At 67.7% G+C, this 23776-nt stretch carries 27 protein-coding genes and 1 pseudogene; 12 read left to right on the forward strand and 16 right to left on the reverse strand.

The genetic code is table 11. The features are described 5' to 3' along the window. Nucleotides 1-90 precede the first annotated feature (90 nt). Complete coding sequence (locus AC3A5N_RS11375; RefSeq protein ID WP_487737439.1) at nucleotides 91-1905, reverse strand: DUF885 domain-containing protein; 1815 nt, start codon at nucleotides 1903-1905, stop codon at nucleotides 91-93. 300 nt (nucleotides 1906-2205) lie between these two features. On the opposite strand from AC3A5N_RS11375, the gene AC3A5N_RS11380 reads away from it, so the two are divergent. From AC3A5N_RS11380 to AC3A5N_RS11390, 3 genes are all read left to right on the forward strand, one after another. Then, nucleotides 2206-3234 carry a quinone-dependent dihydroorotate dehydrogenase gene (locus AC3A5N_RS11380; RefSeq protein ID WP_487737440.1) on the forward strand — a complete coding sequence of 343 codons (1029 nt, stop codon included), beginning with the start codon at nucleotides 2206-2208 and terminating at the stop codon, nucleotides 3232-3234. A 10-nt stretch (nucleotides 3235-3244) separates the two neighbouring features. Then, nucleotides 3245-4948: a gamma-glutamyltransferase gene (ggt, locus tag AC3A5N_RS11385; RefSeq protein ID WP_487737441.1), complete on the forward strand. Its 1704-nt coding sequence runs from the start codon at nucleotides 3245-3247 to the stop codon at nucleotides 4946-4948. 92 nt (nucleotides 4949-5040) lie between these two features. After that, a complete protein-coding gene (locus tag AC3A5N_RS11390) occupies nucleotides 5041-6846 on the forward strand; it encodes an AMP-dependent synthetase/ligase (RefSeq protein WP_487737442.1) in 1806 nt (601 codons plus the stop codon). Between the two features lie 6 nt (nucleotides 6847-6852). Here the strand turns inward: AC3A5N_RS11390 and AC3A5N_RS11395 are convergent, their stop codons facing one another. Further along, nucleotides 6853-7965 carry a calcium:cation antiporter gene (locus AC3A5N_RS11395; protein ID WP_487737443.1) on the reverse strand — a complete coding sequence of 371 codons (1113 nt, stop codon included), beginning with the start codon at nucleotides 7963-7965 and terminating at the stop codon, nucleotides 6853-6855. Nucleotides 7966-8068: 103 nt separating this feature from the next. Then, nucleotides 8069-8362, reverse strand: a complete 294-nt coding sequence (locus AC3A5N_RS11400; RefSeq protein ID WP_487737444.1) for a hypothetical protein — start codon at nucleotides 8360-8362, stop codon at nucleotides 8069-8071. Between the two features lie 88 nt (nucleotides 8363-8450). On the opposite strand from AC3A5N_RS11400, the gene AC3A5N_RS11405 reads away from it, so the two are divergent. The 3 genes from AC3A5N_RS11405 (at nucleotide 8451) to xth (ending at nucleotide 10137) form a co-directional block, all read left to right on the forward strand. Further along, complete coding sequence (locus AC3A5N_RS11405; RefSeq protein WP_487737445.1) at nucleotides 8451-8882, forward strand: CBS domain-containing protein; 432 nt, start codon at nucleotides 8451-8453, stop codon at nucleotides 8880-8882. 31 nt (nucleotides 8883-8913) lie between these two features. Continuing rightward, nucleotides 8914-9243, forward strand: coding sequence for an iron-sulfur cluster insertion protein ErpA (gene erpA / locus AC3A5N_RS11410; RefSeq protein ID WP_487737446.1), 330 nt, complete (start codon nucleotides 8914-8916; stop codon nucleotides 9241-9243). Nucleotides 9244-9357: 114 nt separating this feature from the next. Beyond that, complete coding sequence (gene xth, locus AC3A5N_RS11415) at nucleotides 9358-10137, forward strand: exodeoxyribonuclease III (RefSeq protein ID WP_487737470.1); 780 nt, start codon at nucleotides 9358-9360, stop codon at nucleotides 10135-10137. A gap of 31 nt (nucleotides 10138-10168) precedes the next feature. Here xth and AC3A5N_RS11420 read toward each other — a convergent pair whose 3' ends face one another. The 10 genes from AC3A5N_RS11420 to AC3A5N_RS11465 all read right to left on the reverse strand — a co-directional run bounded on the left by AC3A5N_RS11420 (nucleotide 10169) and on the right by AC3A5N_RS11465 (nucleotide 16629). Continuing rightward, nucleotides 10169-10765, reverse strand: a complete 597-nt coding sequence (locus AC3A5N_RS11420; protein ID WP_487737447.1) for a cell wall hydrolase — start codon at nucleotides 10763-10765, stop codon at nucleotides 10169-10171. A gap of 248 nt (nucleotides 10766-11013) precedes the next feature. Then, nucleotides 11014-11349, reverse strand: coding sequence for a DUF1491 family protein (locus tag AC3A5N_RS11425; RefSeq protein ID WP_487737448.1), 336 nt, complete (start codon nucleotides 11347-11349; stop codon nucleotides 11014-11016). A 2-nt stretch (nucleotides 11350-11351) separates the two neighbouring features. Further along, nucleotides 11352-11822 (reverse strand): PaaI family thioesterase, encoded by a 471-nt coding sequence (locus AC3A5N_RS11430; protein WP_487737449.1) that lies wholly within the window; start codon nucleotides 11820-11822, stop codon nucleotides 11352-11354. Further along, nucleotides 11809-12270: a PTS sugar transporter subunit IIA gene (locus tag AC3A5N_RS11435; protein WP_487737450.1), complete on the reverse strand. Its 462-nt coding sequence runs from the start codon at nucleotides 12268-12270 to the stop codon at nucleotides 11809-11811. Before AC3A5N_RS11435 ends, AC3A5N_RS11430 begins: the two co-directional genes overlap by 14 nt. A 132-nt stretch (nucleotides 12271-12402) precedes the next feature. Next, the gene (gene hpf / locus AC3A5N_RS11440) at nucleotides 12403-12972 is read right to left on the reverse strand and encodes a ribosome hibernation-promoting factor, HPF/YfiA family (RefSeq protein WP_487737451.1); all 570 of its coding nucleotides are present in this window, start codon (nucleotides 12970-12972) and stop codon (nucleotides 12403-12405) included. A 44-nt stretch (nucleotides 12973-13016) separates the two neighbouring features. Then, nucleotides 13017-13703 (reverse strand): DNA polymerase III subunit epsilon, encoded by a 687-nt coding sequence (gene dnaQ, locus AC3A5N_RS11445; RefSeq protein WP_487737452.1) that lies wholly within the window; start codon nucleotides 13701-13703, stop codon nucleotides 13017-13019. Nucleotides 13704-13767: 64 nt separating this feature from the next. After that, a complete protein-coding gene (gene coaE / locus AC3A5N_RS11450) occupies nucleotides 13768-14358 on the reverse strand; it encodes a dephospho-CoA kinase (protein WP_487737453.1) in 591 nt (196 codons plus the stop codon). After that, the gene (locus tag AC3A5N_RS11455) at nucleotides 14355-15209 is read right to left on the reverse strand and encodes a shikimate dehydrogenase family protein (protein WP_487737454.1); all 855 of its coding nucleotides are present in this window, start codon (nucleotides 15207-15209) and stop codon (nucleotides 14355-14357) included. The genes coaE and AC3A5N_RS11455 overlap by 4 nt, the downstream gene beginning before the upstream one ends. Beyond that, nucleotides 15206-15787: a Maf family protein gene (locus tag AC3A5N_RS11460; protein ID WP_487737455.1), complete on the reverse strand. Its 582-nt coding sequence runs from the start codon at nucleotides 15785-15787 to the stop codon at nucleotides 15206-15208. Before AC3A5N_RS11460 ends, AC3A5N_RS11455 begins: the two co-directional genes overlap by 4 nt. Further along, nucleotides 15784-16629: a pyruvate, water dikinase regulatory protein gene (locus AC3A5N_RS11465; RefSeq protein ID WP_487737456.1), complete on the reverse strand. Its 846-nt coding sequence runs from the start codon at nucleotides 16627-16629 to the stop codon at nucleotides 15784-15786. Before AC3A5N_RS11465 ends, AC3A5N_RS11460 begins: the two co-directional genes overlap by 4 nt. Nucleotides 16630-16959: 330 nt before the next feature. Between AC3A5N_RS11465 and hemE the strand changes: the two genes are divergently transcribed. From hemE to AC3A5N_RS11485, 4 genes are all read left to right on the forward strand, one after another. Further along, nucleotides 16960-17985, forward strand: coding sequence for a uroporphyrinogen decarboxylase (gene hemE / locus AC3A5N_RS11470; protein WP_487737457.1), 1026 nt, complete (start codon nucleotides 16960-16962; stop codon nucleotides 17983-17985). 31 nt (nucleotides 17986-18016) lie between these two features. Beyond that, nucleotides 18017-18460, forward strand: coding sequence for a CopD family protein (locus AC3A5N_RS11475; protein WP_487737458.1), 444 nt, complete (start codon nucleotides 18017-18019; stop codon nucleotides 18458-18460). A 168-nt stretch (nucleotides 18461-18628) separates the two neighbouring features. Beyond that, nucleotides 18629-19894 (forward strand): transcription termination factor Rho, encoded by a 1266-nt coding sequence (gene rho / locus AC3A5N_RS11480; protein WP_487737459.1) that lies wholly within the window; start codon nucleotides 18629-18631, stop codon nucleotides 19892-19894. A 7-nt stretch (nucleotides 19895-19901) separates the two neighbouring features. Next, nucleotides 19902-20432: an AAA family ATPase gene (locus tag AC3A5N_RS11485; protein ID WP_487737460.1), complete on the forward strand. Its 531-nt coding sequence runs from the start codon at nucleotides 19902-19904 to the stop codon at nucleotides 20430-20432. Here AC3A5N_RS11485 and AC3A5N_RS11490 read toward each other — a convergent pair. Genes AC3A5N_RS11490 through AC3A5N_RS11500 form a run of 3 tightly spaced genes read right to left on the reverse strand, consistent with a single transcriptional unit; the run spans nucleotide 20424 to nucleotide 23162 of the window. Continuing rightward, nucleotides 20424-20837, reverse strand: a complete 414-nt coding sequence (locus tag AC3A5N_RS11490; RefSeq protein WP_487737461.1) for a nuclear transport factor 2 family protein — start codon at nucleotides 20835-20837, stop codon at nucleotides 20424-20426. The genes AC3A5N_RS11485 and AC3A5N_RS11490 overlap by 9 nt on opposite strands. Beyond that, nucleotides 20834-22450 carry an FMN-binding glutamate synthase family protein gene (locus AC3A5N_RS11495; RefSeq protein ID WP_487737462.1) on the reverse strand — a complete coding sequence of 539 codons (1617 nt, stop codon included), beginning with the start codon at nucleotides 22448-22450 and terminating at the stop codon, nucleotides 20834-20836. Before AC3A5N_RS11495 ends, AC3A5N_RS11490 begins: the two co-directional genes overlap by 4 nt. Nucleotides 22451-22463: 13 nt before the next feature. Further along, nucleotides 22464-23162 (reverse strand): dienelactone hydrolase family protein, encoded by a 699-nt coding sequence (locus tag AC3A5N_RS11500; RefSeq protein ID WP_487737463.1) that lies wholly within the window; start codon nucleotides 23160-23162, stop codon nucleotides 22464-22466. Nucleotides 23163-23269: 107 nt separating this feature from the next. On the opposite strand from AC3A5N_RS11500, the gene AC3A5N_RS11505 reads away from it, so the two are divergent. Together AC3A5N_RS11505 and AC3A5N_RS11510 are read left to right on the forward strand one after the other, a co-directional pair. Continuing rightward, nucleotides 23270-23530 carry a DUF6489 family protein gene (locus tag AC3A5N_RS11505; protein WP_129525012.1) on the forward strand — a complete coding sequence of 87 codons (261 nt, stop codon included), beginning with the start codon at nucleotides 23270-23272 and terminating at the stop codon, nucleotides 23528-23530. A 108-nt stretch (nucleotides 23531-23638) separates the two neighbouring features. Further along, nucleotides 23639-23776, forward strand: a pseudogene (locus AC3A5N_RS11510) (tRNA uridine-5-carboxymethylaminomethyl(34) synthesis GTPase MnmE); the annotation flags it as partial.

The raw sequence follows: 23776 nt of genomic DNA on the forward strand, positions 1-23776 counted from the left end.
CCGATTTGCACCTATGCACCGCACCGCCGGCTTTCAACCGGAAATCGCCAGTTGCGAGTCGTTAGCAAACTCCCCGTAGAGGGAGGCTAGCTAGCTCGCCTTCTCCGCCGCGATCCAGGCCGCAACGTTCTCCTCCATGATCGAGAGCGGCACCGGGCCGGTGCGGAGAATCGCATCGTGGAAGCCGCGAATGTCGAACTCCGCGCCCAGTTCCGTTTTCGCCCGCTCGCGCAGTTCCATGATCTTGAGCTTGCCGATCATATAGGCGGTCGCCTGACCGGGGTAGACGACGTAGCGCTCGATCGCCTTGCGGATGTCGCCTTCGGGATTGGGTGTGTTGTCCGTCAGGTACTGGATCGCCTGCTCGCGGCTCCAGCGCTTGTGGTGGATGCCGGTATCCACGACCAGTCGACAGGCTCTCCACAGCTCCATCCCCAGCCGGCCGAAGTCCGAATAGGGATCGGTGTAGAAGCCCATGTCCTTGCCCAGTTCCTCGGCATAGAGGCCCCAGCCTTCGGTATAGGCGGTGACCCCGCCGAAGCGGCGGAAGGGCGGCACGTCGCCGAGCTGCGTCTGGATCGAAAGCTGCAGGTGATGGCCCGGCAGCCCCTCATGGTAGAACAGAGCCTCGAGCTCGTTCTTCGACATGTCCTTCAGATTGTAGAGATTGACGTAGTAGGTGCCCGGGCGCGAGCCGTCGGGCGCCGGGCGCGAGTAGAACGCCTTGCCCGCGCTCTTCTCGCGGAACGCCTCGACCGGCTTCACCGTCAGCGGATCTTCCGGCAGCGTGGAGAAATACTGCGGCAGCGCGGCTTCCATCGTCACGCGGTACTTCTCCACGTCGGCCAGGTACTCCTCGCGCGTGTCGTAATAGAAACGCGGATCGGTGCGGACGTGCTCGAAGAACTCCTGCAGCGTGCCGTCGAATCCGACCTGCTGCATGATCGCGCGCATCTCGCCATGAATGCGCGCGACGTTGTCGAGGCCGATCTGGTGGATCTGGTCGGCGGTTAGATCCGTCGTGGTGTAGTTCTTGAGCAGCGCTTCGTAATAGGCCGCACCTTCGGGCAGGCGCCAAATGCCGTCGTCGGTCGGCGCATTCGCCTGCTGGCGCTTCATCTCGGCGAGCAGCCGCTGATATGCGGGTGCGGCCGAATTCTCCCACGCGCGCTGCGCCGCCGAAATCAGCTCGGCCTCTTTCGCCGCGTCGAGTTCCAGCGCCTTCGCCTTGCCGGCGAAGTCGACCAGAATCGCATTCTCCTCGCCCGCATTCAGGAGGTTCTCGATGTCGGAGATGACGTAGGGATAGACCCAGTCGGGAGGCATGACGCCGTTCGCCGCCCGCTCGCGCGATTCGGCGATCAGCGTATCGAGCACGGGGCCGAGCCCTTCGATGCGGCTGACGTAGGCGCGCGCCTGCGCCTCGTCGGCGACCGAGTGGATATTGATCAGGAACGCAGGCAACCCGCTCTGCGCGCCGTTCATCTGGTCGAAGACGTAGCCGTACTCGCGGTAGGGGAAGAGCGTGGCGCTGCGCTTCGCCATGGCATCGAACAGGCGGTAGCTGAGCGCATCCTGTTCCGGCAGCGTCGCGGGATCGAAGTTCTCGCGCATGGTCGCGGCGGTCTTCTGGAGCAGCTCTTGCTCGCGCACTTCGGCCGCATCGGAGAAGTCGCCCCAGTCGTCGTAGTCCGAATCGCGAATGCCGCGATAGGCCTTGCCGAGCGGCGAGAGCGCCAGTTGCGCCTCGTCATAGCGCTCGAACAGCGTTCCTATGTCGGACGCGGGCCGCGTCGCCGCGGTCTCGGAGCCGGCCACCTGCGTCGTGCGCGGTTCCTCTCCGGTGGCGGCGCATCCCCCCAGCGCCAGTGCCAGCAGCGAAACTCCCAGAATCCTCGTCGTCATGAGCGACCTCCCTCTTTTTCTTCAATGACGGGCCGGCTTGTGGCGCGATTTGCCCGCCATGGCCAGACCGGCGAAAAAAGAGGGCGGCGCTCTCGATGGAACGCCGCCCTGCAAAGGCAAGGAACCCGGCGCACCATTGCACCGAGCGCCTTCGGGTCGCAGCGCCCCTCTAGGGCGAGTCGGCGGTGCACGATTGTATGGATGCGACAACGGCTCACGAAATTTCCTTGCAGGCGCGGCCCGCAATGCGTCCGATCGGCACAGTCGACAGGGCCCGGCGCGCTTGCCATAGGCCCGGCGATGCTGTTCCGCCTTGCCCGCCCCGCGCTTTTCGCGCTCGACCCCGAAACCGCGCATCGCACGACGATCGCGGCGCTCAAGCTCTCCCCTGCACGCACACCGCCGGCGCCTGGGCCGCTCGCGACCGAGGTGGCGGGGCTGCGCTTCCCCAATCCGCTCGGCATGGCTGCCGGGTTCGACAAGGACGGCGAAGTGCCCGACGCTGTGCTCGGCCTCGGCTTCGGGTTCGTCGAGGTCGGCTCGATCACCCCATTGGCGCAACCAGGCAATCCCAGGCCGCGCCTATTCCGGCTGGCGGAGGACCGTGCGGTGATCAACCGCATGGGGTTCAACAACGGAGGCGCGGAAGGGGCCGAGGCGCGGCTGCGCCAGCGCGCCGGCCGGCCCGGGATCGTCGGCGTCAATATCGGCGCGAACAAGGATTCGGCCGACCGGATCGCCGACTACGCCCTGCTCACGCGCCGCTTCGCGCCGCTGGCGAGCTACCTCACGGTCAATATCTCCAGCCCCAACACCCCTGGTCTGCGCGCCTTGCAGGACGAGGGTGCGCTGGTCGCGCTACTCGACGCCGTGCTGGACGCACGCCCGGTGGAGGGGCCGCCGGTGTTCCTCAAGGTCGCGCCCGATCTCGAGCCTGCCGACATCGGCGCGATCGCCCGGATCGCGCTCGACAAGCGGCTTGGCGCGCTGATCGTCTCGAACACGACCATTTCGCGCCCGCCGCTCGCGTCGCGCCATGCAGGCGAGACGGGTGGGCTGTCGGGCGCGCCCTTGCGCGACCTGGCGCAGCAGCGGCTGCGCGATTTCCGGGCAGCGACCGGCGGGGCGATCCCGCTGATCGGCGTGGGCGGGATCGGCAGCGCGGAGGACGCCTGGGCACGCATCCGGGCCGGCGCCAGCCTGGTCCAGCTCTACAGCGCCCTGGTCTACGAAGGGCCCGGCCTGGCGCGGCGAATCGTGCGCGGGCTTGAGCGGCTGATGCTGCACGACGGCTTCGCCACGCTTGCCGAGGCGGTCGGGAGCGAATAGCCACGGCGCCATGCTCCGCACCGTTCTCACCCCCATCGCCGCCCTGCTCGCGCTCGCCGGATGCGCGACCGTTCCGCCCGCCGAGAGCGAGGCCGATTTCATCGGCACGGTCAGCGCCGCGGATCCGCGCGCGCAGGAAGCGGGCATGGCCATGCTGCGCCGCGGCGGCAGCGCCACCGATGCGGCGATCGCGACGATGCTGGCGCTGACGGTGGTCGAGCCCCAGAGCTCCGGCATCGGCGGCGGCGGCTTCATGGTGCGCGGCGCCGCGGACGGAACGGTCGAGACCTTCGACGGGCGCGAAACGGCACCGGCCGGCGCCACGCCGGACTGGTTCCTCAATCCCGGCGGCACGGTGCCGCCCTTCGCCGAGTCGGTGAAGAGCGGCCTCAGCGTCGGCGTTCCGGGCAACATCGCGCTCGCCGCACTGGCGCATGAGCAGCACGGGCGGCTGCCCTGGGCCACGCTGTTCGAGCCGGCGATCGAGCTGGCGCGCGAAGGCTTCCGCATCAATCCGCGGCTCAACGGCTCGCTGACCTCGACCGCCGAGCGCGCGGGATGGACCGAGACGGGACGGGCGCTGTTCTTCGACGACGCGGGCCGGCCGCAGTCCGCCGGACACCTGGTCGTCAACGAAGAGCTCGCCCGCACGTTGGAGGAGATCGCCGCTGCCGGCCCCGAGGCGTTCTACGAAGGCCCGCGGGCCGAGGCGCTCGCCGCGACCGTCGCCGCCGAGACACCGCGCAAGGGTGCGATGACCGCTGCCGATCTCGCCGCCTACGAGGCGAAGGAGCGCGAGGCGGTCTGCGGGACCTACCGCGCCTATCGCATCTGCGGCATGGGCCCGCCAAGCTCCGGCGGGATCGCCGTGCTGCAGATCCTCGGCCAGCTCGAACGTTTCGACCTGTCCGCGCTCGGGGCCGAGAGCCCGGTGACCTGGCACCTGTTCCTCGAATCGCAACGGCTCGCCTATGCCGACCGCGAGCTCTACATTGCCGACAGCGATTTCGTCTCTGTCCCGGTGCAGGGCTTGATCGACCCCGATTACCTCGCGCGGCGCAGCGCCCTGATCGATCCCGACTCGACGATCGAGGCGGTCGTCGCCGGCGTGCCCGCGGGCGCGTCGACCGCGCTGGCGGACGGCGACGAGCTCGAGGAGCGTGGCACCTCCCACTTCGCCGTGGTTGACGCGCAGAACACGATGATCAGCTATACCTCGACCATCGAGAGCACCTTCGGCTCGGGGCTCATGACCGGCGGATTCTTCCTCAACAACGAGTTGACCGACTTCAGCCGCGCGCCGGAAATCGATGGCCGCCCGGTCGTCAACCGGGTCGAGGCAGGCAAGCGCCCGCGCAGCTCGATGTCGCCGATGGTCGTGTGGGATCCGCAGGGCCGCCCCGTGCTCGCGATCGGCGCCGCCGGCGGGAGCACGATCCCGGTGCAGACCGCCCGCAGCATCATCGGCGTGATCGACTTCGGCCTGGGCGCGGAAGCGGTGCTCGGCATGCCCTTCGTCATGGCTTACGGCGACAGCGTGACGGTGGAGGAGGGCACCTGGCTCGAAGGCGCGATCCCGCAGTTGAAGGCGCTCGGCCACCGCGAGATCGCGGTGCGCGAGGCGGGGGTCAAGGGGAACGCAGTGCTGCGCAGGGGCGAACGCTGGGTTCCCGCGCGCGATCCGCGAGTCGAGGCGAAGCTGATCCTGCCCTGACGGCGATCGCACGCTTGCCGCTACCGCGGCGGCGGCGTAATCCGGGCGACCGGCCGCAATGAAGCCGGACGTGGGAGCAGGAGCCCAGAGACTTGCAGCTTTCCGATATCGATTCGGCGAACAACCTCGTCGAACTCTTCCTGAAACGTGCCGATGCGAAGGGCGATGCGCCCATGCTGGGCGTGAAGCGCAGCGGCGCATGGCAGACGATGAGCTGGCGCGAGGCTGCCGAAACGGTCTGCTCGCTGGCCGAGAACCTGCGCGCTCTGGGACTGGAACAGGGAGACCGGGTAATGCTGGTCTCCGAGAACCGCCCGGAATGGTGCCTGGCCGACCTCGCGATCATGGCGGCGGGCTGCGTGACGGTGCCCGCCTACACCACCAATACCGAGCGCGACCATGTCCATATCCTCGACAATTCGGGCGCCCGCGCGGTGATCGTTTCGACCGAGAAGCTCTCGCAGCCGCTGCTCCCGGCGATCATGCGCACCGGCATCGCCGAGCACGTCATCCCGATCGACGGCATCCGCAAGTACCAGCAGGGCAATCTCGCCTGCCATGACTGGTCGAAGATGATTGCAGGCGATGCGTCCGCCGCGCGCAAGGCGGTGGAGGAGCGGATCGCCGCGGTCGGCCGCGACGACACCGCCTGCATCATCTACACCAGCGGCACCGGCGGCGCGCCGCGCGGCGTGCTGCAGCACCACGGCGCGATCCTGTGCAACGTCGCCGGCGCGGCGGATATCCTGGCGAACGACTTCGGGCTCGACGCCAACGAGCGCTTCCTCTCGTTCCTGCCGCTGAGCCACGCCTACGAGCACACCGGCGGCCAGTTCCTGCCGATCGCGGTGGGCGCGGAGATCTACTACGCCGAGGGGCTCGAGAAGCTCGCCAGCAATATCGAGGAAACGCGCCCGACGATCATGGTCGTCGTCCCGCGCCTGTTCGAAGTCCTGCGCCAGCGGATCATGAAGCAGGTGGAGAAGCAGGGCGGGGCGGCCAAGGCGCTGATGGACCGCGCGCTCGCACTCGGCGAGCGGCAGGCGGAAGGCCGTTACCGTCTCGGCGACAAGACGCTCAACTTCGTCCTCGAGCGACTGCTGCGGCCAAGGATCCGCCAGCGCTTCGGCGGCCGGATCAAGGCCATGGTCAGTGGGGGCGCTCCGCTCAACCCCGATGTCGGCGTGTTCTTCCAGGCCATGGGGCTGACGATGCTCCAGGGCTACGGCCAGACCGAGGCGGGCCCGGTGATAAGCTGCAACCGCCCGAGCGCAGGCATCGCCATGCACACCGTCGGCCCGCCGCTGCGCGGGGTCGAGATCCAGATCGCCGAAGACGGCGAGATCCTCTGCCGCGGCGAACTCATCATGCACGGCTACTGGCGCAACGAGGCCGAAACGCGGCGCACGCTCAAGGACGGCTGGCTGCACACCGGCGACATCGGCCATCTCGACGAGAAAGGCCGGATCGTCATCACCGACCGCAAGAAGGACATGATCGTCAACGACAAGGGCGACAACGTCGCCCCACAGAAGATCGAGGGCATGCTGACCCTGCGGCAGGAGATCGCCCAGGCGATGGTGAGCGGCGACCGGCGCCCCTACGTCGTCGGGCTGATCGTACCCGACGCCGAATGGGCGCTCGAATGGGCCAGTGCGAACGACGTGAAGTTCGACATGAAGGAACTGCAGGAGCTGCCCGCCTTCCGCAGCGCGGTGCGCGCCGCGATCGACGAGGTGAACCGGGACCTTTCGGTGATCGAGAAAGTCCGCCAGTTCGCCTTCGCCGACGAGCCGTTCACGATCGAGAACGAGGAGATGACCCCCTCGATGAAGATCCGCCGGCACAAGATCCGCGAACGCTACCAACCGCGGCTGGACGCGCTCTACCGGAACTGACGCCGGCTAGGGCACGATCGTGATGAACAGGAAGGTCGCAAAGATCGTCAGGTGAATCACGCCCTGGACCACGGTGGTGCGTCCACGGCCCAGCGTTATCGCGGCGACCAACAGGGTTAGGGCAAGGATCACGATCGAAGGCATCGACAGGCCGAGTTCGAGATCGAGACCCAGGACCAGCGCCACCGTCGCGACCGCGGGGATGGTCAGCCCGATCGAGGCGAGGGCGGAGCCGATCGCGAGGTTGAGACTGGTCTGCACGCGATTGGCGCGCGCGGCCCGCAGCGCGGCGAAGCCTTCGGGCGCGAGCACCAGTGCGGCAATGATGATCCCGACCAGCGCACGCGGCGCGCCGATGGCCGCCACGCCGATTTCGATCAGCGGCGAAAGATTCTTGGCCAGGAGCACCACGGCCACCAGTGCGACCAGCATGAAGGCGGCCGCCGCCAGCGCCTTCGGACGCGTCACCGGCGCTTCGTGGGCATGGTCGTCCGCGTCCGGAATGTGATGCAGGAAATGGTCGCGATGGCGAATCGTCTGCGCGACGACGAACGTCGCGTAGATCAGCAGCGAGATGATCGCCACGAACACGAGCTGCTGCGAATTGTAGAAGGCGCCGCTCGCGCTGGTCGTGTAGTTCGGCAGGATCAGCGTCAGCACCGACAGCGTCGCCAGCATGGCCAGGCCCGCGCTCACGCCCGACTGGGTATAGCGCTGCTCGTGATGCCGCCGGCCGCCGGCCAGAAGACAGATGCCGATGATGCCGTTGATCGTGATCATGATCGCCGCGATCAGCGTGTCGCGCGCCAGCGCCTGGGCCTGCGCGCCCTCGCTCAGCATGATCGAGACGATCAGCGAGCTTTCGATGATCGTGACCGCCAGCGCGAGCACGAGCGTGCCGAACGGCTCGCCCAGATAGTGCGCGAGGATCTCCGCATGGTAGACCGCCGCCAGAATCGCGGCGCAGAGCAGCATGCCGACCACCACCGCGAGGGCGGGGCCTTCGGGTTTGCCCAGCAGGACGGCCGCAAGCGCGACAAGCGGTGCGAAGACTGACCACGAAGAGAGGCCGAAGAAGCGCGAAGACGGATGGGCGGTCTGGGCTGCGGGCGCTGTCATCGCTTCCTCGCTAGCCTGTCGGGCCCCGCGCGCCAATTCACGATTTTTCCGGATAGCGGGATCCACCGCCCGGGCCGCTGCCGGGCGCGCGGGATCGGCGCGGCTAGTCGCGCCACTTGTCGTTCGTCGGGTCGTCGATACTTTCGTCATGACCGGTCCCGCTCGAAAGGAACACCAGCCCCATCAACGCGGCGGTGAGCATCATCGCCACGCCCACGCCCAGCCCTGTGGCAATGTAGAAGTGGATCGAGAGCGCGCTGTCGGTGACATAGATGTAGCCCAGGACCAGCGCGACTACGGCCAGCGTGACGAGCACCATTGCGCGCATCAGCCGCTTGTAGCGGGCCCACGCGAAAGCGGCCTTGTCGGGATCGTCGAGGGGAGACCGGGATGTCATCCCGCCCCAACTGCCTATTCCCCTCCCGATTGGCAATGGCGCGCGATTCATGGCATTCTCCGATCCTAGCGAAGGAGGCCGGATACAAATGGACATTGCCAGCCTGATCGTCGGCCGGGCACGCGCCGACATCGTACAGTGCGAAGCGGCCACCCGGATGCGCGACGCCGTCGCCCTGCTCGCGGAGCGCCGAATCGGTGCCATGCCGGTCATGGAAGGCGGCAGGGTCGCGGGCATCTTCTCCGAGCGCGACGTACTCTATTGCGTGGCGAAGGAAGGGGCCGCGGCGTTCGACCGCACCGTGGGCGAGGTGATGACCGCACCTGCGATCACCGTTGCGCCGTCGACGAAGGTCGACGAGGCGATGGCGCTGATGACCCGGCGGCGCGTGCGCCACCTGCCGGTGGTCGACGGGGAGATCATGTGCGGCTTCATCTCGATCGGCGATCTGGTCAAATCGCGGATCGACGAGGTCGAGCGCGACGCAGCCGCGATGCGCGACTATATCCGCACCGCTTGAGCGCGTGCCGCCGCATCCCCATATCGCCGTCATGGCCCACACGCTGACTCTCACGCCCGCCGCCGCGAAGCGCATCGCATGGATCGCCGAACGCCAGGCAAAGCCCGCCGTTCTGCGGCTTTCGGTGGAAGGGGGTGGCTGCTCCGGCTTCCAGTACAAGTTCGATCTCGCCGATGCGCCCGATGAGGGCGACAACGTGAGCGAGACCGACGGGGTGCGCCTGGTGGTGGATCCGGTCAGCCTCGACCTCGTCGCGGGCAGCACGGTCGATTTCGTGGAATCGCTGGGCGGCGCGGCCTTCCGGGTCGAGAATCCCAACGCCGCGGCCGGTTGCGGCTGCGGCTCCAGCTTCGGAATCTAGCGCCGCGGCCCGCACGGACGCGCGCCGCGCTTTCGAAGCACGGCATTTTCTTCTAGCGAAGCCTTAAAGGGCAGGGCCGGGTAGGCTCCGCCCAACCGTGTGCGGGAGGTTGCTCTGAGAATCGCCAGCTTCAATATCAACGGCATCAAGGCGCGCCTGCCGCGGCTGATCGAATGGCTCGAGGAAACCCGCCCCACCGTCGCCTGTCTGCAGGAGATCAAGAGCCAGGACGAGGGCTTCCCCGCCGACGCGTTCGAGAAGATCGGCTACAAGGCGATCTGGCACGGCCAGAAGGGCTTCAACGGCGTCGCCATCCTCGCCGACGGGGTGCAGCCGATCGAGGCGCAGCGCACGCTGCCCGGCGATCCGGAGGATTTGCACGCGCGCTACATCGAAGCCGACGTGAACGGCGTGCGGATCGCCTGCATCTACTTGCCCAACGGCAATCCGCAGCCCGGCCCCAAGTTCGATTACAAGCTCGCCTGGATGGAACGGCTGCGCGCGCGCATGGCCGAGCTATGGGCGTTGGAGATTCCCTGCGCGGTCGTCGGCGACTTCAACGTCATTCCCGACGACAAGGATGTCTGGTCGCCCGGCGCGATGGCGAACGACGCGCTGATGCAGCCCGAATCGCGCGCCGCCTACCGCCGGCTGCTCGCCGCCGGATGGACCGACGCGCTCGACACCCTGAACCCGCGCGGCGGGGTCTGGACTTTCTGGGACTACCAGGCCGGCGCCTGGCAGCGTGACCACGGCTTCCGTATCGATCACCTGCTGCTCAGCCCCGAACTTGCGGACCGCATGACCGCAGCGGGGGTCGACAAGGAATACCGGGGCCGCGAGAAGGCCAGCGACCACACCCCGGTATGGGTCGACATCGCCGACCGGGCATGAGGCTGCGGGGGCGTCGGCCCCCGCTCATGGATCAGCGGTAGAAGACGTGCGTGTCGATGGTGGCACGCGCCTGCTTCCTGCGGCTCCACGACGGATTAACGTAAGTCGCGTGGAAATAGAGCGAGTCCGCGGCTTCGCTTTCCCACAGCCCTTCGTGCGCGATGTGCGCCACGGCCTTGGCACGTTCCCACGCGGCCGATCCACGCGGAATACGCGGCATCTCGCCGCCCCGCACGAAGGAGAACTGCGCGCGCTGGAACACCACGCCGCAGTAGCTCGAGGGGAAGACGCCCGAATTGGCGCGGTTGATCACCACTTGCGCCACGGCAAGCTGGCCCGCGAGCGGTTCGCCGCGCGATTCGAAGTAGATCGCGCCGGCGAGGCATTCCATCTCGCGCGAAAGCTGTCCGCGGTCGGGGATCTGCGCGACCAGTTCGCGCAGTGAGCCGGCACTGGTGAGATCCTGCGCCGTCGCGGCGGCGCTGCCGGGAAGCGGCTGGACCACTTCCTTCTCGACGAAGACCGGAACGACCTCCTCGGTCAGCACCGGTTCGGAAATCTGGGGGTTCTCGCCCACTTGGGCATTGGCGCCGGAACCTTCGGCGCTGGCAATCGTAAAACTGGTCATTGCGGCAATGGCCGCGAACGACGCGAGGCGGGTCTTTCGACTCATTGATCCGTCACATTTGGGCGGTGAACGAGCGCAGTCGCAGGCTGGGACCTGAATCGCGTTGGAGCGCGTTAAAGGATGGGTCGGATGAGTGGGCCTGCCGGCCGTTCCCCGTCTGCGTGCCTGCCGCGCGGCCGAATGCCGCCCATGCCGCCTGCGCATCGGTAGTTGCGCGGCCAGATAGTCGGCGGCGTTTCGATGTCAACTTAACGCGGCAAGGATGCGACGAACCGTTCCGGGTCCGCGATGTCTGCCTCTAAAATCCAGATATCGCTGTCCTGGCGCTTGCGCCGCGCCAAATACTCTGAAAATTCCGCTGGATTATCAGTGCTCTGTTCGCGAACGAGCAGGAAAGCGCGGGTTCCGTCGAGCTGCGGCATTTTTTCGTAAAGGCGCGCCGCTTGGCCGCGAAACATCGTTACCAGCAGAATGGTGCCCGAGTCGCGTTCGCCTTTTTCGATAACCGTGCCGAACCCGCCGAGCGATTCGGCGAGCCGTAGAATCGCCGCTGCTTCCAAATGCGCGGGCAGCCGGCCGTCCATGATCAGGCCTGGTCGGGGCGATAGCCCGCGAGGCTGGAAAGCGCGATGCGCGAGCGCATGAATGTGCCCGTGCCGCGGCCGATCTCCTCGCCTTCGGCATCGACCAGCCGCGCTTCGGCGACCAGCACGCGCCGCCGGCCGCTGATCCAGCGTCCCTCAGCCGTCACTTTGCCTTCGCGCACGGGCTTGGTGAAATGGAGGTTGAACGAGGTCGTCAGCAGAAAGCGGTCGGTGATCAGCGTGTTCGCCGCGTAGAAGGCGGCATCGTCGAGCATCTTGAAATAGATCGTCCCGTGCGCCGCGCCGGCGGCGTGGTATGCAGCCGGGGTCACGAGGAATTCGATGCGCGAGCGCCCTTCGGCGACGATCTCCAGCGTCGATTCGAACAGCGCATTGACCGGCGCGGAGCGGTAGAGCGCCTCGAGCGCTCGGTAGTGCGGGCCGGCGCCGGACGAGGACTCAGGCGACGTCACGATCGCTGGCGTCGGTGAGCGACGCGATCAGCGCCTCTGTGTCGGTCGCCTCGAGCAGCATCCGGTTGGTCACCTCGTCGCGCACCAGCCGCGAAACGGCGGCCAGCGCGTGGAGGTGCGCAACACCGGCGTTCTCGGGCGAGATCAGGCCGAAGGCGAGCTCCACCGGCATGCCGTCGGCCGCGTCGAAGTCGACCGGGGCGGACAGCTTGAGCACGGCCGCGACGGGCCGGTTGATCCCTGCAAGGCGCGCGTGCGGAATGGCGACGCCCCGGCCGAAGCCGGTGCTGCCGAGCTTCTCGCGCTCGTCGAGCGCCTCCAGCACGTCGGGCGCGGCGAAGCCGTAGGCGCGCGCGAAGCACTGGGCGAGATCGCCCAGAACCGCGGCCTTGGTGCCGGCATCGCTCAGCACGAATGCTTCGGGAATCAGCTTGAAATGTACGTTCATCGTTCGGTTGCGAATCAGTTCAGCATGCCGCGATCCGGCGAGTAGGTCGCGCGCCGGAGGCGCGATCGACCGTAGCAAGCCTTTGCGATCCGGCGGATTTCCGTGGCCGGCGCCTGTCCGCGCGCCGCGGTGTCAACGGGGCTCGACCCAGCCGATCGAGCCATCTCGGCGGCGGTAGACCATATTATGTCGGCCGGTGCCAGCGTTTTTGAAGAACATCGCGTTCGTGTCGCGCAGGTCCAGCATCATGACCGCGTCGGCCACGCTCGTCTCGGGGATGTCGGCAGTAGTCTCGGCGACGATCATCGGTGGCTCGTCGCCCTCGATCTCCTCCACGTCCTCGCCGACCGGGGCGAAGATCGTATAGGCGGCCTCTTCCTCCTGCAGCGCGTGCACGGCCTGCGAATGGCGGTCCTGCAGGCGGCGCTTGTAGCGGCGGAGCTGCTTGTCGATCTTCTCGGCCGCGCGATCGAGCGCCTGGTGCGCGTCCTGCGCCTCGCCATGGCTCTTGACGATCATGCCCTGCATCACGTGAGTCACGATGTCGCAACTGAAGGCCCCGGCGGGCGCCTTGCCGAACGTCACCTGCGAGGTGAGCGCTCGGTTGAAATACTTCTCGACGATCGCGTTCAGCCGCTCGGCGGCGTGATCCTGCAGGGCGGTGCCCGTCTCCATCTGGTGGCCAGAAATGCGGATATCCATCGGCGATCATTCTCCATTGCTTGGGCGAGACCCCCCGGCCCCGGTCAGCTACCCCAGAGGGGCGAAGTCATCTTGGCGATAAACGCCTGGTGTCGTGCGAGTTCCTCCGGGCTCGCGGCATGTGGTCGTGGTTCGCGGCGCACGCGCGCCACGGGCCTGTGTCGCGGCATCGCGACGATGCCGACGCTGGCGGTTTCCGCAGCGAGCGCGAGCCCGATCTGCCGGCCGCCGGTCAGTTCGACGTAGACCTGCGCGAGCAGTTCGGCGTCGAGCAGCGCGCCGTGCTTCACGCGGTGGCTGCGGTCGATGCCGTAGCGGGTGCACAGCGCGTCGAGCGAAAGCTTGGCGCCCGGATGCCGCTTGCGCGCAAGCGCCACGGTATCGATCATCCGGGTCATGCACACCGCCTCGCGCTCGCACAGCGCGAGTTCGGAATTGAGAAAACCGAAATCGAATGCGGCATTGTGCGCGACGAGCGGCGAGTCGGCGATGAAATCGAGCACCGCGCCCACCGTGTCGCGAAACAGCGGCTTGTCCAACAGGAAGGCGCTCGACAGCCCGTGCACGGCCTCGGCGCCGGCCGGCATGTCCCGCTCCGGATTGAAGTAGGCGTGGAAGGTCTGCCCGGTGGGCACGCGGTTGATCAGTTCGACACATCCGATTTCCACCAGGCGGTCCCCGCTGCGGGGGTCGAGGCCGGTGGTTTCGGTATCGAATACGATTTCGCGCATCCCTTTATCTATCGGCTTCGGACAGCCAAGTGACAAGGGGCGACGGGCGCTTTTTTAACCCGGGCTAACGAGCCAGTTCGGCGGCGAGCGCGTGCACCGCGGCCTCGGTTTCGGCGAGCGGTCGGCCGGTGTCGATCACGTGGTCCGCACGGGCGCGCTTTTCCTCGTCGGGCACTTGCAGCGCAAGGATCTGCGTGAACTTCTCAGCCGTCATTCCCGGCCGCCGAAGCACGCGCTCGCGCTGGACGTCGGCCGGCGCCGAGACGACGACGATCGCGTCGACTTGCGCGTAGCCGCCTTTCTCGAACAGCAGCGGGATGTCGAACACGACCAGGGGGGCGCCCGCATGCTCGACCAGGAATTCCTTGCGCCGCACGGCGACTGCGGGATGGACGATTCCCTCCAGCCGGGCGAGCGCCGCCGGATCGCCGAAAACCTGCGCGCCAAGCACCTCGCGCCGGACGCCGTCGGGTCCGGTAGAGCCGGGAAAGGCGGCCTCGATCGCCGGGACCAGCGGGCCGTCCGGCCCCTGCATGCGCCGCACTTCGGCATCGGCGTCGAACACCGGCACACCGGCGCGTTCGAACATCGCGGCCACGGTCGACTTGCCCATGCCGATCGAGCCGGTGAGGCCGACGATCCTCGGGCGGGTCATTGCGTGAGCCTTTCGCGCAGTTCGCCATCGCGCTCGCGCGGCGCGGTTGTGCCGAAGAAGCGCACGAAGGCGGCCGCCGCCTGCCCGATCAGCATCGAAAGGCCATCGATCGTGCCGAAGCCTGCGGCCTGCGCGCGCTGCAGGAAGTCGGTCTCCACCGGATCGGTCACGATGTCGTAGGCGACCGATCCCGGCGGCGCGTGGCTGAAGTCGAACGCGAGCGGCGCCTGGCCGCGCATGCCCAGCGGCGTGGTGTTGACCAGCAGGTCGCAGCATCCCTCGCGGTCGTCGAAGGCGAAATCGGTCGCCTGCGCGAAGTGATCGAGCGCCACTGCATGATGCTCGCCGCCCGGATCGAGCTCGTCGAGCAGCGCGCGGGCCTTCCCCGGATCGCGTCCGGCGAGAACAAGCGTGAACCCGTGGTCGGCGAGGGCGGTGATCACCGCGCGTGTCGCCCCGCCGGTGCCGAACACGCGCGCCATGCGGAACAGGTGCCGTTCGCCGAGCATGCCTTCGAGCGGTTCGAGGAAGCCGGCCACGTCGGTGTTGTAACCGGCCAGCGCGTCACCTTCGCGCACCACCGTGTTGACCGCGCCGACTCGCGCCGCGAGCGGATCGATCCGGTCGAGCAGGGGAATGATCGCCTGCTTGTGCGGCATCGTCACGTTGCACCCGCGCCACGCTGGGTCGGTGCGCCGCGCCGCGAGGTAGTCGGCCAGCACCCCTTCGGCCACCCCGTGTGCGCGGTAGTCGGCATCGAGCCCGGCGCCTTCTATCCAGAAGCGGTGGATGAGCGGCGACTTCGACTGCGCGATCGGATCGCCGATCACTTCGGCATAGGCGGCGCTCATTGCGGCAGCTCCCCCATGTCGCGCAAGGCGCCGAGCACCGCGAGCAGCGGCATTCCGAGCACGGTAAACTGGTCGCCTTCGATCCGTTCGAACAGTTGCACGCCGGGGCCTTCGATCCGGAACACCCCGACGCAGTGGCTTACTGCGGGCCATTCGGTGTTGAGGTAGGTCTGGATGAAATCTTCAGTAAACTTGCGCGTGTGAAGCATGGCGAGTGAAGTTTCGCGCCAGACGACCGAGCCGCCGCGGGCGATGGCCGCGGCGGAATGGAGATGCATGACCCGGCCCGAGAACGCGCGCAGGTGCTCGGCCGCTTCCTCGCGGCTGGCGGGCTTGTCGAAGCGCCGGTCGCCGACGACGACCAGCGAATCGCTGCCGAGCACCGGGCGCTCGGCTTCCGCGACGGCGAGCGCCTTGGCCTCGGCGAGCGCCAGGGCGACCTGATCGGGCGGAGCGGTGCCGAGCTGCGCTTCGAGCGCCCGCTCGTCCACGCGCGCCGGCCGCGCCTCGAACGCGACGCCCGCCGCCTCGAGCATGGCCGCGCGCGAGGCGCTCTTCGATGCCAGCACCAGCGTCATATCGGCTTCGATCCGGCGACCATGTCGTCGCCATCGCTCGGCCGTTCCCCCAGCAGGCGGATGATCGCCGCCGCGGTCTCCTCGATCGAGCGGCGCGTGACGTCGATCACCGGCCAGCCGTTGTCGGCGAACATGCGGCGGGCGAACTGGACCTCGCTGCGCACCCGCTCGGCATCGACGTAGGAAGTCTCGGCCGTCTCGTTGAGCGTGAGCAGGCGGTTGCGGCGGATCTGCACCAGCCGCTCGGGCGCGGTGGTCAGGCCCACGACCAGCGGATGGCGCAGCGCGAACAGGGCGGGCGGGGGCGGGCTTTCGATGACCAGCGGAATGTTGGCGACTTTGTATCCGCGGTTGGCGAGATAGATGCTGGTCGGCGTCTTCGACGAGCGCGACACGCCGGCGAGCACGATGTCGGCTTGCTCCCAGTCCTCCCACCCGAGCCCGTCGTCGTGCGCGATCGTGAAGTGGATCGCGTCGACCCGGCGGAAATAGGCGTCGTCCATCGCATGCTGGCGGCCCGGGCGCCCGTGCGCTTCCTGCCCGAGCTGCGCCTCGAGCGCTTCGGTCACCGCGTCGAGCGCGGGCACCGCCGGCAGGCCGAGCTGACGGCAGTGCTCCTCCAGCGTCGCACGCGTCTCGGGATTGACCAGCGTGAACAGCACGAGACCTGGATTGTCGGCAAGATCGGGCAGGATGCGCGAGAGATGCTGGCGCGAGCGGACCATGGGCCAGAAATGGCGCACGACTTCCGCCGCGTCGAACTGGGCAAGCGCGGCTTTGGCCACCATTTCGAGCGTTTCCCCGGTGGAATCGGAGACGAGATGGAGGTGGAGGCGGCTCATCCGGGCGTGTATGTTCTGGGGCGCGATCGGCTGTGGAGAATGCCGGCATAAACCACGGGAGAAAGCTGGCGACAAGTTCGGCGGCGGAATTCGTTCCCGCTACCAGCCATTCCGCACCGGCCTTGTGGACATGGCGCGCGGCTTTTCGACAGGCTGGGGACAGCGGGGATAAGGATCGGTTGACGCGGCGGGCGGGCGAGTCGCGAAGCCGGCGGGCCTGTTCAATCCGGGAGAAATCGGGCAGGGCGCGCCTGTCCCCGATATCCACAGGGCCAACAAACACCATCATCCTATTTAAATAACTATATTATTTGGATTGGACTCTCTCGAATGCCCGGTCTCCTCCTCGAAACCCTGCGCGGGAAACGCGGCGAGCACGTGCCGCTCTGGCTCATGCGTCAGGCGGGCCGCTACCTGCCCGAGTACCGCGCGCTGAGGGCCGAGAAGGGCGGTTTCCTCGAGCTGGTCTACGACAGCGAGGCCGCGGCCGAGGTCACGCTGCAGCCGATCGAGCGCTTCGGGTTCGACGGCGCGATCCTGTTTTCCGATATTCTCATCGTGCCTTACGCCATGGGCCAGGACCTGCAGTTCCTCGCCGGGGAGGGGCCGAAGCTCTCGCCGCCGCTGGTCGATACCGCGCTGGCGAGCCTGGAGGCGGTTCCGGGCCGTCTTGCGCCGATCTACGAAACGGTGCGGCAGGTGCGCGCGCGGCTTTCGCCCGAGACGACCTTGCTCGGCTTTGCCGGCAGCCCGTGGACCGTCGCGACCTACATGGTGGCGGGTGAGGGTAGCCGCGACCAGCATGCCGCGCGCGAGATGGCTTACCGCGATCCCGCGGCGTTCCAGGCGCTGATCGACGCGATCGTCGCGGTCACGACCGAATATCTCGCCGGCCAGATCGAGGCCGGGGCCGAGGCGGTGCAGCTTTTCGATAGCTGGGCCGGCAGCCTCGCCCCGCGCGAATTCGAGCGCTGGGTGATCGCGCCCAACGCGGCCCTGACCGCCGCCATGGCCGAGCGGTTCCCCGGCCTGCCGGTGATCGGCTTCCCCAAGGGCTCGGGCGAGAAACTGCCCGCCTATGCGCGGGAAACCGGCGTCGCCGCGGTCGGGGTGGACGAGACGCTCGACCCTGCGTGGGTGGCGCGCGAACTGCCGGCGGGCATGCCGGTCCAGGGCAACCTCGACCCCCTGCTGCTGCTCGCGGGCGGGGAGCGGCTGGCGAGCGGGGCGCAGGCGATTCTCGAAGCCTTCGCCGACCGGCCGCATGTCTTCAACCTCGGCCATGGGATCGGCCAGCACACGCCGATCGCCCACGTCGAGACGCTGATCGAAACCGTTCGCGCATGGAGGGGGTGACGGCCGCCCCGCGACCCTCTACATCGCGCCCATGCAGGACATCCTCGGCATGACCTACTACTGGCTCAAGGCGGGCCATCTGATCTTCGTGATCTTCTGGATGGCCGGCCTGTTCATGCTGCCGCGCTTCTTCGTCTACCACCAGGAATCGGCGCCCGGATCGGCCGAGGACACCGCCTGGGTGGAGCGCGAGCGTCGCCTGCTGAAGATCATCCTCCTGCCCTCGATCCTGGTCGTCTGGGCGCTCGGCCTGCTGCTCGCCGTCACTGTCGATGCCTGGAGCCAGGGCTGGTTCCACGCCAAGCTGCTGCTGGTGCTCGCGCTGTCGGGCTATCACGGGTGGATGGCGGCCTATGCGAAGAAACTCGCGCGCGGCGAACGTCCGCTCGAGGGGCGCAAGCTGCGGCTGCTCAACGAAGTGCCGGGGATCGCCGTGGCGCTGATCGTCGTGCTGGTGATCGTCCGCCCGTTCTGATTGCCGGACCGGCCGGCGCGGAACTTGCGCAAAGCGAATTGACGGCGCGGCGGCACGGGTTTATTTCGAAGTTCTCTTCCGGCTGAGGCCCCGCGGTCAAGCGGTGCCGGGTCTGCTTTCTCCAAGCCCATATCGACCTGCCGGCCATTCCACCACGGAACGAACACAATGCATTTGAAAGAACTGAAGCAGAAACCCCCGGCCGACCTGGTGTCGATGGCCGAGGAACTTGGCGTCGAGGGCGCCTCCACCATGCGCCGGCAGGACCTGATGTTCTGCATCCTGCGCGAGCTGGCGGAGGACGACGAGTACGACGAGAAGATCATGGGCGTGGGCACGATCGAGGTGCTGCAGGACGGCTTCGGCTTCCTCCGCAGTCCCGAGGCGAACTACCTCGCCGGCCCCGACGACATCTACGTCTCCCCCAACCAGATCCGCAAATGGGGCCTGAGGACCGGCGACACGGTCGAAGGCGAGATCCGCGCGCCGAAGGACGGCGAACGCTATTTCGCGCTCACCAGCCTCACCAAGGTCAATTTCGACGATCCCGATGCGGTCCGCCACCGGACCAACTTCGACAACCTGACGCCGCTCTATCCGGACGAGAAGCTCAATCTCGACACGCTCGACCCGACCGTGAAGGACAAGAGCGCGCGGGTGATCGACATCATCAGCCCGCAGGGCAAGGGCCAGCGCGCGCTGATCGTCGCCCCGCCGCGCACCGGCAAGACCGTGCTGATGCAGAACATCGCCAAGGCGATCACCGACAACCATCCGGAAGTCTTCCTGCTGGTCCTGCTCGTCGACGAGCGGCCGGAGGAAGTGACCGACATGCAGCGCAGCGTGAACGGCGAGGTCATTTCCTCGACTTTCGACGAGCCCGCCACGCGCCACGTGCAGGTCGCCGAAATGGTGATCGAGAAGGCCAAGCGCCTGGTCGAGCACAAGAAGGATGTCGTGATCCTGCTCGATTCGATCACCCGCCTCGGCCGCGCCTACAACACCGTCGTGCCGAGCTCGGGCAAGGTCCTGACCGGCGGCGTCGACGCCAACGCGCTCCAGCGGCCCAAGCGCTTCTTCGGCGCGGCGCGCAACATCGAGGAAGGCGGCAGCCTGTCGATCATCGCCACCGCGCTGATCGACACCGGCAGCCGCATGGACGAGGTCATCTTCGAGGAGTTCAAGGGCACCGGCAATTCGGAGATCGTGCTCGACCGCAAGGTCTCCGACAAGCGGATCTTCCCCTCGCTCGACGTCGGCAAGTCCGGCACCCGCAAGGAAGAGCTGCTGGTCGAGAAGGACAAGCTCTCCAAGATGTGGGTCCTCAGGCGCATCCTCATGCAGATGGGCACGATCGATGCGATGGAATTCCTCCTCGACAAGATGAAGGATTCCAAGACCAACGAGGACTTCTTCGCGACGATGAACCAGTAGGCCGGCTGTGCCCGTTCCGGCTCGCGCGGTTATCACCGGCGGTCCCGGCACGGGCAAGTCGACGCTGCTCGAGGCGCTGGCACGGCGCGGGATTGCGACCGAGCCCGAGGTTGCGCGCGCGATCCTGCGCGAGGCCGGCGGGATGGCCTTGCGGGCGGACGATCCCTCCGGCTTCGCGCGCGCGATGTTCGAAGCGGAGCTTGCCGCCTGGCGCGCGGCCGAGGAGCGGCCGGGCCCCACCGTGTTCGACCGCGGCTTTCCCGATATCGTCGGCTTCCTGCGGCTCGAAGGCCTGCCGGTGCCCGAGGACATCGACCGCGCCTGCCGCGAGCTGCGCTACGACGGCCCGGTGTTCCGCGCCCCGCCGTGGGAGGCGATCTACCAGCCCGACGAGGAGCGAATCCAGGACTGGGAGGCCGCGCTGGCGAGCGATGCGGCGGTGACGGGCGCCTGGCGCGACTGCGGCTACGAGCCGGTCGACCTGCCGCTCGTCAGCGCCAAGGAGCGCGTGGACTTTGTCCTCGAACGGCTAGCCTGACGCGCGCCCGAGCTGGGCTGCCATAGCTTCCCAGACTTTGTTGATTGCCTTGAGCGGGCGGATCATCACCTTGAAATCGATGATCTTTCCGCTCTCGTCGAAGCGAATGAGGTCCACGCCGTTGATGTGGATGCCGTCGATCTGCGTCTCGAATTCGAGCAGCACGTCGCGGCCGTCGACCAGTTCGCGCACGTAGCGGAAGTGCTCGCCGCCGAGCACCTGGCCAGCCGCGGCGAGGTAGCCGACGACCGTGGCCTTGCCGGCCTGCGGGGTGTGGACGACGGGCGAGTGGAACACGGCATTGTCCGCGAGGATCTCGGCCAGCTCCTCCGGCCGGTTGCCGTTCGCCAGCACGCGGTGCCAGGCGGCGAGGCCTGCGGGCGTGCTCCCCGAGGGCTCGTTCATAATGCCTTCGCGAAGCTGTCGGCGCGGGCGATGCGCCAGTCGCGGGCATATTGCGTGCCGCCCGGTTCCGCCAGCAGCTCCCCGGGTTCGAGGAAATTGTAGATGTGGTCGATCGCGTCGGAGCGGGCGCTGTTCTGCCGTTCGGACAAGTCGCACGGTTCGATCTGCCACGGATTCTCCAGCCCCATGGCGACGACCATCTCGCGCAGGGCGTGGAGCGTGTGGCGGTGGAAGCGCGTGACCCGCTCCGACTTGTCCATCACCACCAGCCCGCGCTGCCGCGTCGCATCCTGCGTCGCGACGCCGGTGGGGCAGGTGTCGTCGTGGCAGCGCATCGACTGGACGCAGCCGAGCGCGAACATGAAGGCGCGCCCGGCGTTGCACCAGTCGGCGCCGAGCGCGAACTTCATCGCCATGCCGGCACCCGAATGGACCTTGCCGGCGGCGGACAGCCGGATCTCGTCCCGCAGCCCGCAGCCGACCAGCGCGTTGCGCAGCAGGATCAGCCCTTCGCGCAGCGGCATACCGATCCGGTTCGACATCTCGACCGGCGCCGCGCCGGTGCCGCCCTCGGCCCCGTCGACCACGATATAGTCGAGCCGGATGCCCGTTTCGCGCATGGCTTTCATCACGGCGAAGACCTCGTGCGGCTTGCCGACGCAGAGCTTGATCCCGACCGGCTTTCCGCCCGAGAGGTCGCGCAGTTGCGCCGCCCATTCGAGCAGGCCGATCGGGGTCGAGAACGTGGAGTGGCCCGCGGGGGAGATGCAGTCCTTGTGCGGCAGGATCCCGCGCGCGGCGGCGATCTCCTGGCTCACTTTCGCGGCGGGCAGGACGCCGCCGTGGCCCGGCTTGGCGCCCTGGCTGAGCTTGATCTCGATCATCTTGACCTGATCGATCTGCGCCATGTCGGCAAAGCGCGCGGGGTCGAACCGGCCGTCGCCGTCGCGGCAGCCGAAGTAGCCGCTGCCGATCTCCCACACGAGGTCGCCGCCGTGCTCGCGGTGATAGCGCGAGATGCCGCCTTCCCCGGTGTCGTGGTAGAACCCGCCGGCCGCCGCGCCCTTGTTGAGCGCGAGGATCGCGTTGGCCGAGAGCGACCCGAAGCTCATTGCGGAGATGTTGAGCAGCGAGGCGGAGTAGGGCCGCGCGCATTGCGGCCCGCCGACGTCCACCCGCCAGTCCGAAGGCGCCGCCTCGTTCGGCACGATCGAATGGGCGAGCCACTCGTATTCGTCCGAATAGACGTCGAGCTCGGTGCCGAAGGGATGCGAGTCGAGCTCGCCCTTGGAGCGGGCGTAGACCAGCGCGCGCTCGTCATGGTTGAACGGGCGGCCTTCGAGATCGCCCTCGATCACGTAGGCGCGGGCGTAGGGGCGCAGATCCTCCATGATCCACCGCACCCGCGCGAGCAGCGGGTAGTTGCGCCGCAGGGTGTGCTTCTTCTGGAAGAAGTCCCACGCGGCGATCGCCAGCAGGGGGAGGGTGAGGATAAGGCCCCAGCGCAGCGGCTCCCACCAGGCGAACAGCGCGGTCACGACGATCAGCAGCGCCGGGACGACAAAACGCGCGGCGACATGCCCGGAGAAGCGCCAGGACGCGCGGTTGATCATCGCCTGCCGCCTCTCAGCCGAGATGCCGGGCGAAGAACTCCGCGGTGCGCTCGTCGGCCAGCGTCGCGCCCTGCTCGTTCCGGCGCTTGCCGACTTCGGTGGCGAAGCCGTGGTCGAGCCCGGGGTAGTCGTGGAGCGTGACCTTGGGATGGTCGTCCAGCCCTTCGTGCATCGCCTTCTGCGTGGCCTGGTCGACGAAGCCGTCGTCGCCGGCGATGTGCAGCATCAGCGGGTTGGCGATGGCGTGCTTCTCGCGCAGCAGGTTGTCGATCCCGACCGCGTAGTAGCCGACCGAGGCATCCACGTCGGTGCGCGCCGCGGTCATGTAGGCGAGCCGCCCGCCGAGGCAGTAACCGACCGCGCCGACTTTCGGCACGCCTTCGCTCCTCCGGATCCAGTGGATCGCCGCCTCGATGTCGCGGATGCCCTGGTCCTGGTCGAACTTGCCCATCAGCTCGAGCGCGCGCTGGAATTCGGCATCGACGTCGGGGTCGAGCTCGACGTCCGGCTCGATCCGCCAGAACAGATCGGGCGCGACCGCGAGATAGCCGGCCTCCGCCAAGCGATCGCACTTGCGGCGGATGCCGGGGTTCACGCCGAAGATTTCCTGGATCACGACGATCGCCGCACGCGGAGTTCCCTCGGGCCGCGCGACGTAGGCGCTGAAGGTCTGCTCGCCCGACAGTGTCTCGATGGTCGCGGTCTCGCTCATTTCGTCGTCCCTTCCTTTCGCGGTTGCACCTGCGTAGGCCGGGCTTAACGCTTGCGCGCGGCGAATGCCAAACCCAGTTTGTTTCCCGACCCAACGGAGGAACCGCGATGAAGGTCCATATCGAGATCGACTGCACGCCCGAGGAGGCCCGGACCTTCATGGGTCTCCCCGACGTCGGCAAGGCCAACGACGTCTATGTCGACATGATGGCCAAGGCGATGAAAGGGGTCAGCAATCCCGACCAGTTGCAGGACTACGCGCGGCAGCTCGCCCCGATGGGGCAGGCGGGCCTGAAACTGTTCCAGAGCTTCATGGAAGGCGCGGCACGCAATGCGGAGAAGAAGCCGACCGACGAGGGGAAGTCCTAGGGCCCGCCTCCAGGAGGATGCCACCCATCCGCCATCCCGGCGTATGCTGGGAGCGGTGATCAAGCAGTCATGAAACCAACGCCGATTCCCCCCGATAGCGGCAAGGCGCTGGCCCAGACGATCTTCGCGCTGTCGAGCGGTGCGCTGCCCGCCGGCATCGCGGTCGTGCGCATCAGCGGCCCGCGCGCGGGGGACGCACTGCAGGCCTTGGCCGGCAGGCTTCCGCCGGCGCGGCGGGCCGCGGCG

The organism is Pelagerythrobacter sp. Soil_C_18 (assembly GCF_057657235.1).

Bases quoted from the DNA above. Each gene is read 5' to 3' on its own strand.
- AC3A5N_RS11420 (WP_487737447.1), bottom strand. From the start codon at position 10,765: ATGACCAGTTTTACGATTGCCAGCGCCGAAGGTTCCGGCGCCAATGCC.
- coaE (WP_487737453.1), bottom strand. From the start codon at position 14,358: ATGACCCGCCCGAGGATCGTCGGCCTCACCGGCTCGATCGGCATGGGC.
- AC3A5N_RS11495 (WP_487737462.1), bottom strand. From the start codon at position 22,450: ATGATCAACCGCGCGTCCTGGCGCTTCTCCGGGCATGTCGCCGCGCGT.
- AC3A5N_RS11380 (WP_487737440.1), top strand. From the start codon at position 2,206: ATGCTGTTCCGCCTTGCCCGCCCCGCGCTTTTCGCGCTCGACCCCGAA.
- AC3A5N_RS11405 (WP_487737445.1), top strand. From the start codon at position 8,451: ATGGACATTGCCAGCCTGATCGTCGGCCGGGCACGCGCCGACATCGTA.
- AC3A5N_RS11400 (WP_487737444.1), bottom strand. From the start codon at position 8,362: ATGACATCCCGGTCTCCCCTCGACGATCCCGACAAGGCCGCTTTCGCG.
- AC3A5N_RS11455 (WP_487737454.1), bottom strand. From the start codon at position 15,209: ATGAGCGCCGCCTATGCCGAAGTGATCGGCGATCCGATCGCGCAGTCG.
- AC3A5N_RS11500 (WP_487737463.1), bottom strand. From the start codon at position 23,162: ATGAGCGAGACCGCGACCATCGAGACACTGTCGGGCGAGCAGACCTTC.
- rho (WP_487737459.1), top strand. From the start codon at position 18,629: ATGCATTTGAAAGAACTGAAGCAGAAACCCCCGGCCGACCTGGTGTCG.
- hemE (WP_487737457.1), top strand. From the start codon at position 16,960: ATGCCCGGTCTCCTCCTCGAAACCCTGCGCGGGAAACGCGGCGAGCAC.
- AC3A5N_RS11505 (WP_129525012.1), top strand. From the start codon at position 23,270: ATGAAGGTCCATATCGAGATCGACTGCACGCCCGAGGAGGCCCGGACC.
- AC3A5N_RS11375 (WP_487737439.1), bottom strand. From the start codon at position 1,905: ATGACGACGAGGATTCTGGGAGTTTCGCTGCTGGCACTGGCGCTGGGG.
- ggt (WP_487737441.1), top strand. From the start codon at position 3,245: ATGCTCCGCACCGTTCTCACCCCCATCGCCGCCCTGCTCGCGCTCGCC.
- AC3A5N_RS11465 (WP_487737456.1), bottom strand. From the start codon at position 16,629: ATGAGCCGCCTCCACCTCCATCTCGTCTCCGATTCCACCGGGGAAACG.
- dnaQ (WP_487737452.1), bottom strand. From the start codon at position 13,703: ATGCGCGAAATCGTATTCGATACCGAAACCACCGGCCTCGACCCCCGC.
- AC3A5N_RS11490 (WP_487737461.1), bottom strand. From the start codon at position 20,837: ATGAACGAGCCCTCGGGGAGCACGCCCGCAGGCCTCGCCGCCTGGCAC.
- hpf (WP_487737451.1), bottom strand. From the start codon at position 12,972: ATGGATATCCGCATTTCTGGCCACCAGATGGAGACGGGCACCGCCCTG.
- erpA (WP_487737446.1), top strand. From the start codon at position 8,914: ATGGCCCACACGCTGACTCTCACGCCCGCCGCCGCGAAGCGCATCGCA.
- AC3A5N_RS11425 (WP_487737448.1), bottom strand. From the start codon at position 11,349: ATGGACGGCCGGCTGCCCGCGCATTTGGAAGCAGCGGCGATTCTACGG.
- AC3A5N_RS11475 (WP_487737458.1), top strand. From the start codon at position 18,017: ATGCAGGACATCCTCGGCATGACCTACTACTGGCTCAAGGCGGGCCAT.
- AC3A5N_RS11395 (WP_487737443.1), bottom strand. From the start codon at position 7,965: ATGACAGCGCCCGCAGCCCAGACCGCCCATCCGTCTTCGCGCTTCTTC.
- AC3A5N_RS11435 (WP_487737450.1), bottom strand. From the start codon at position 12,270: ATGAACGTACATTTCAAGCTGATTCCCGAAGCATTCGTGCTGAGCGAT.
- AC3A5N_RS11460 (WP_487737455.1), bottom strand. From the start codon at position 15,787: ATGACGCTGGTGCTGGCATCGAAGAGCGCCTCGCGCGCGGCCATGCTC.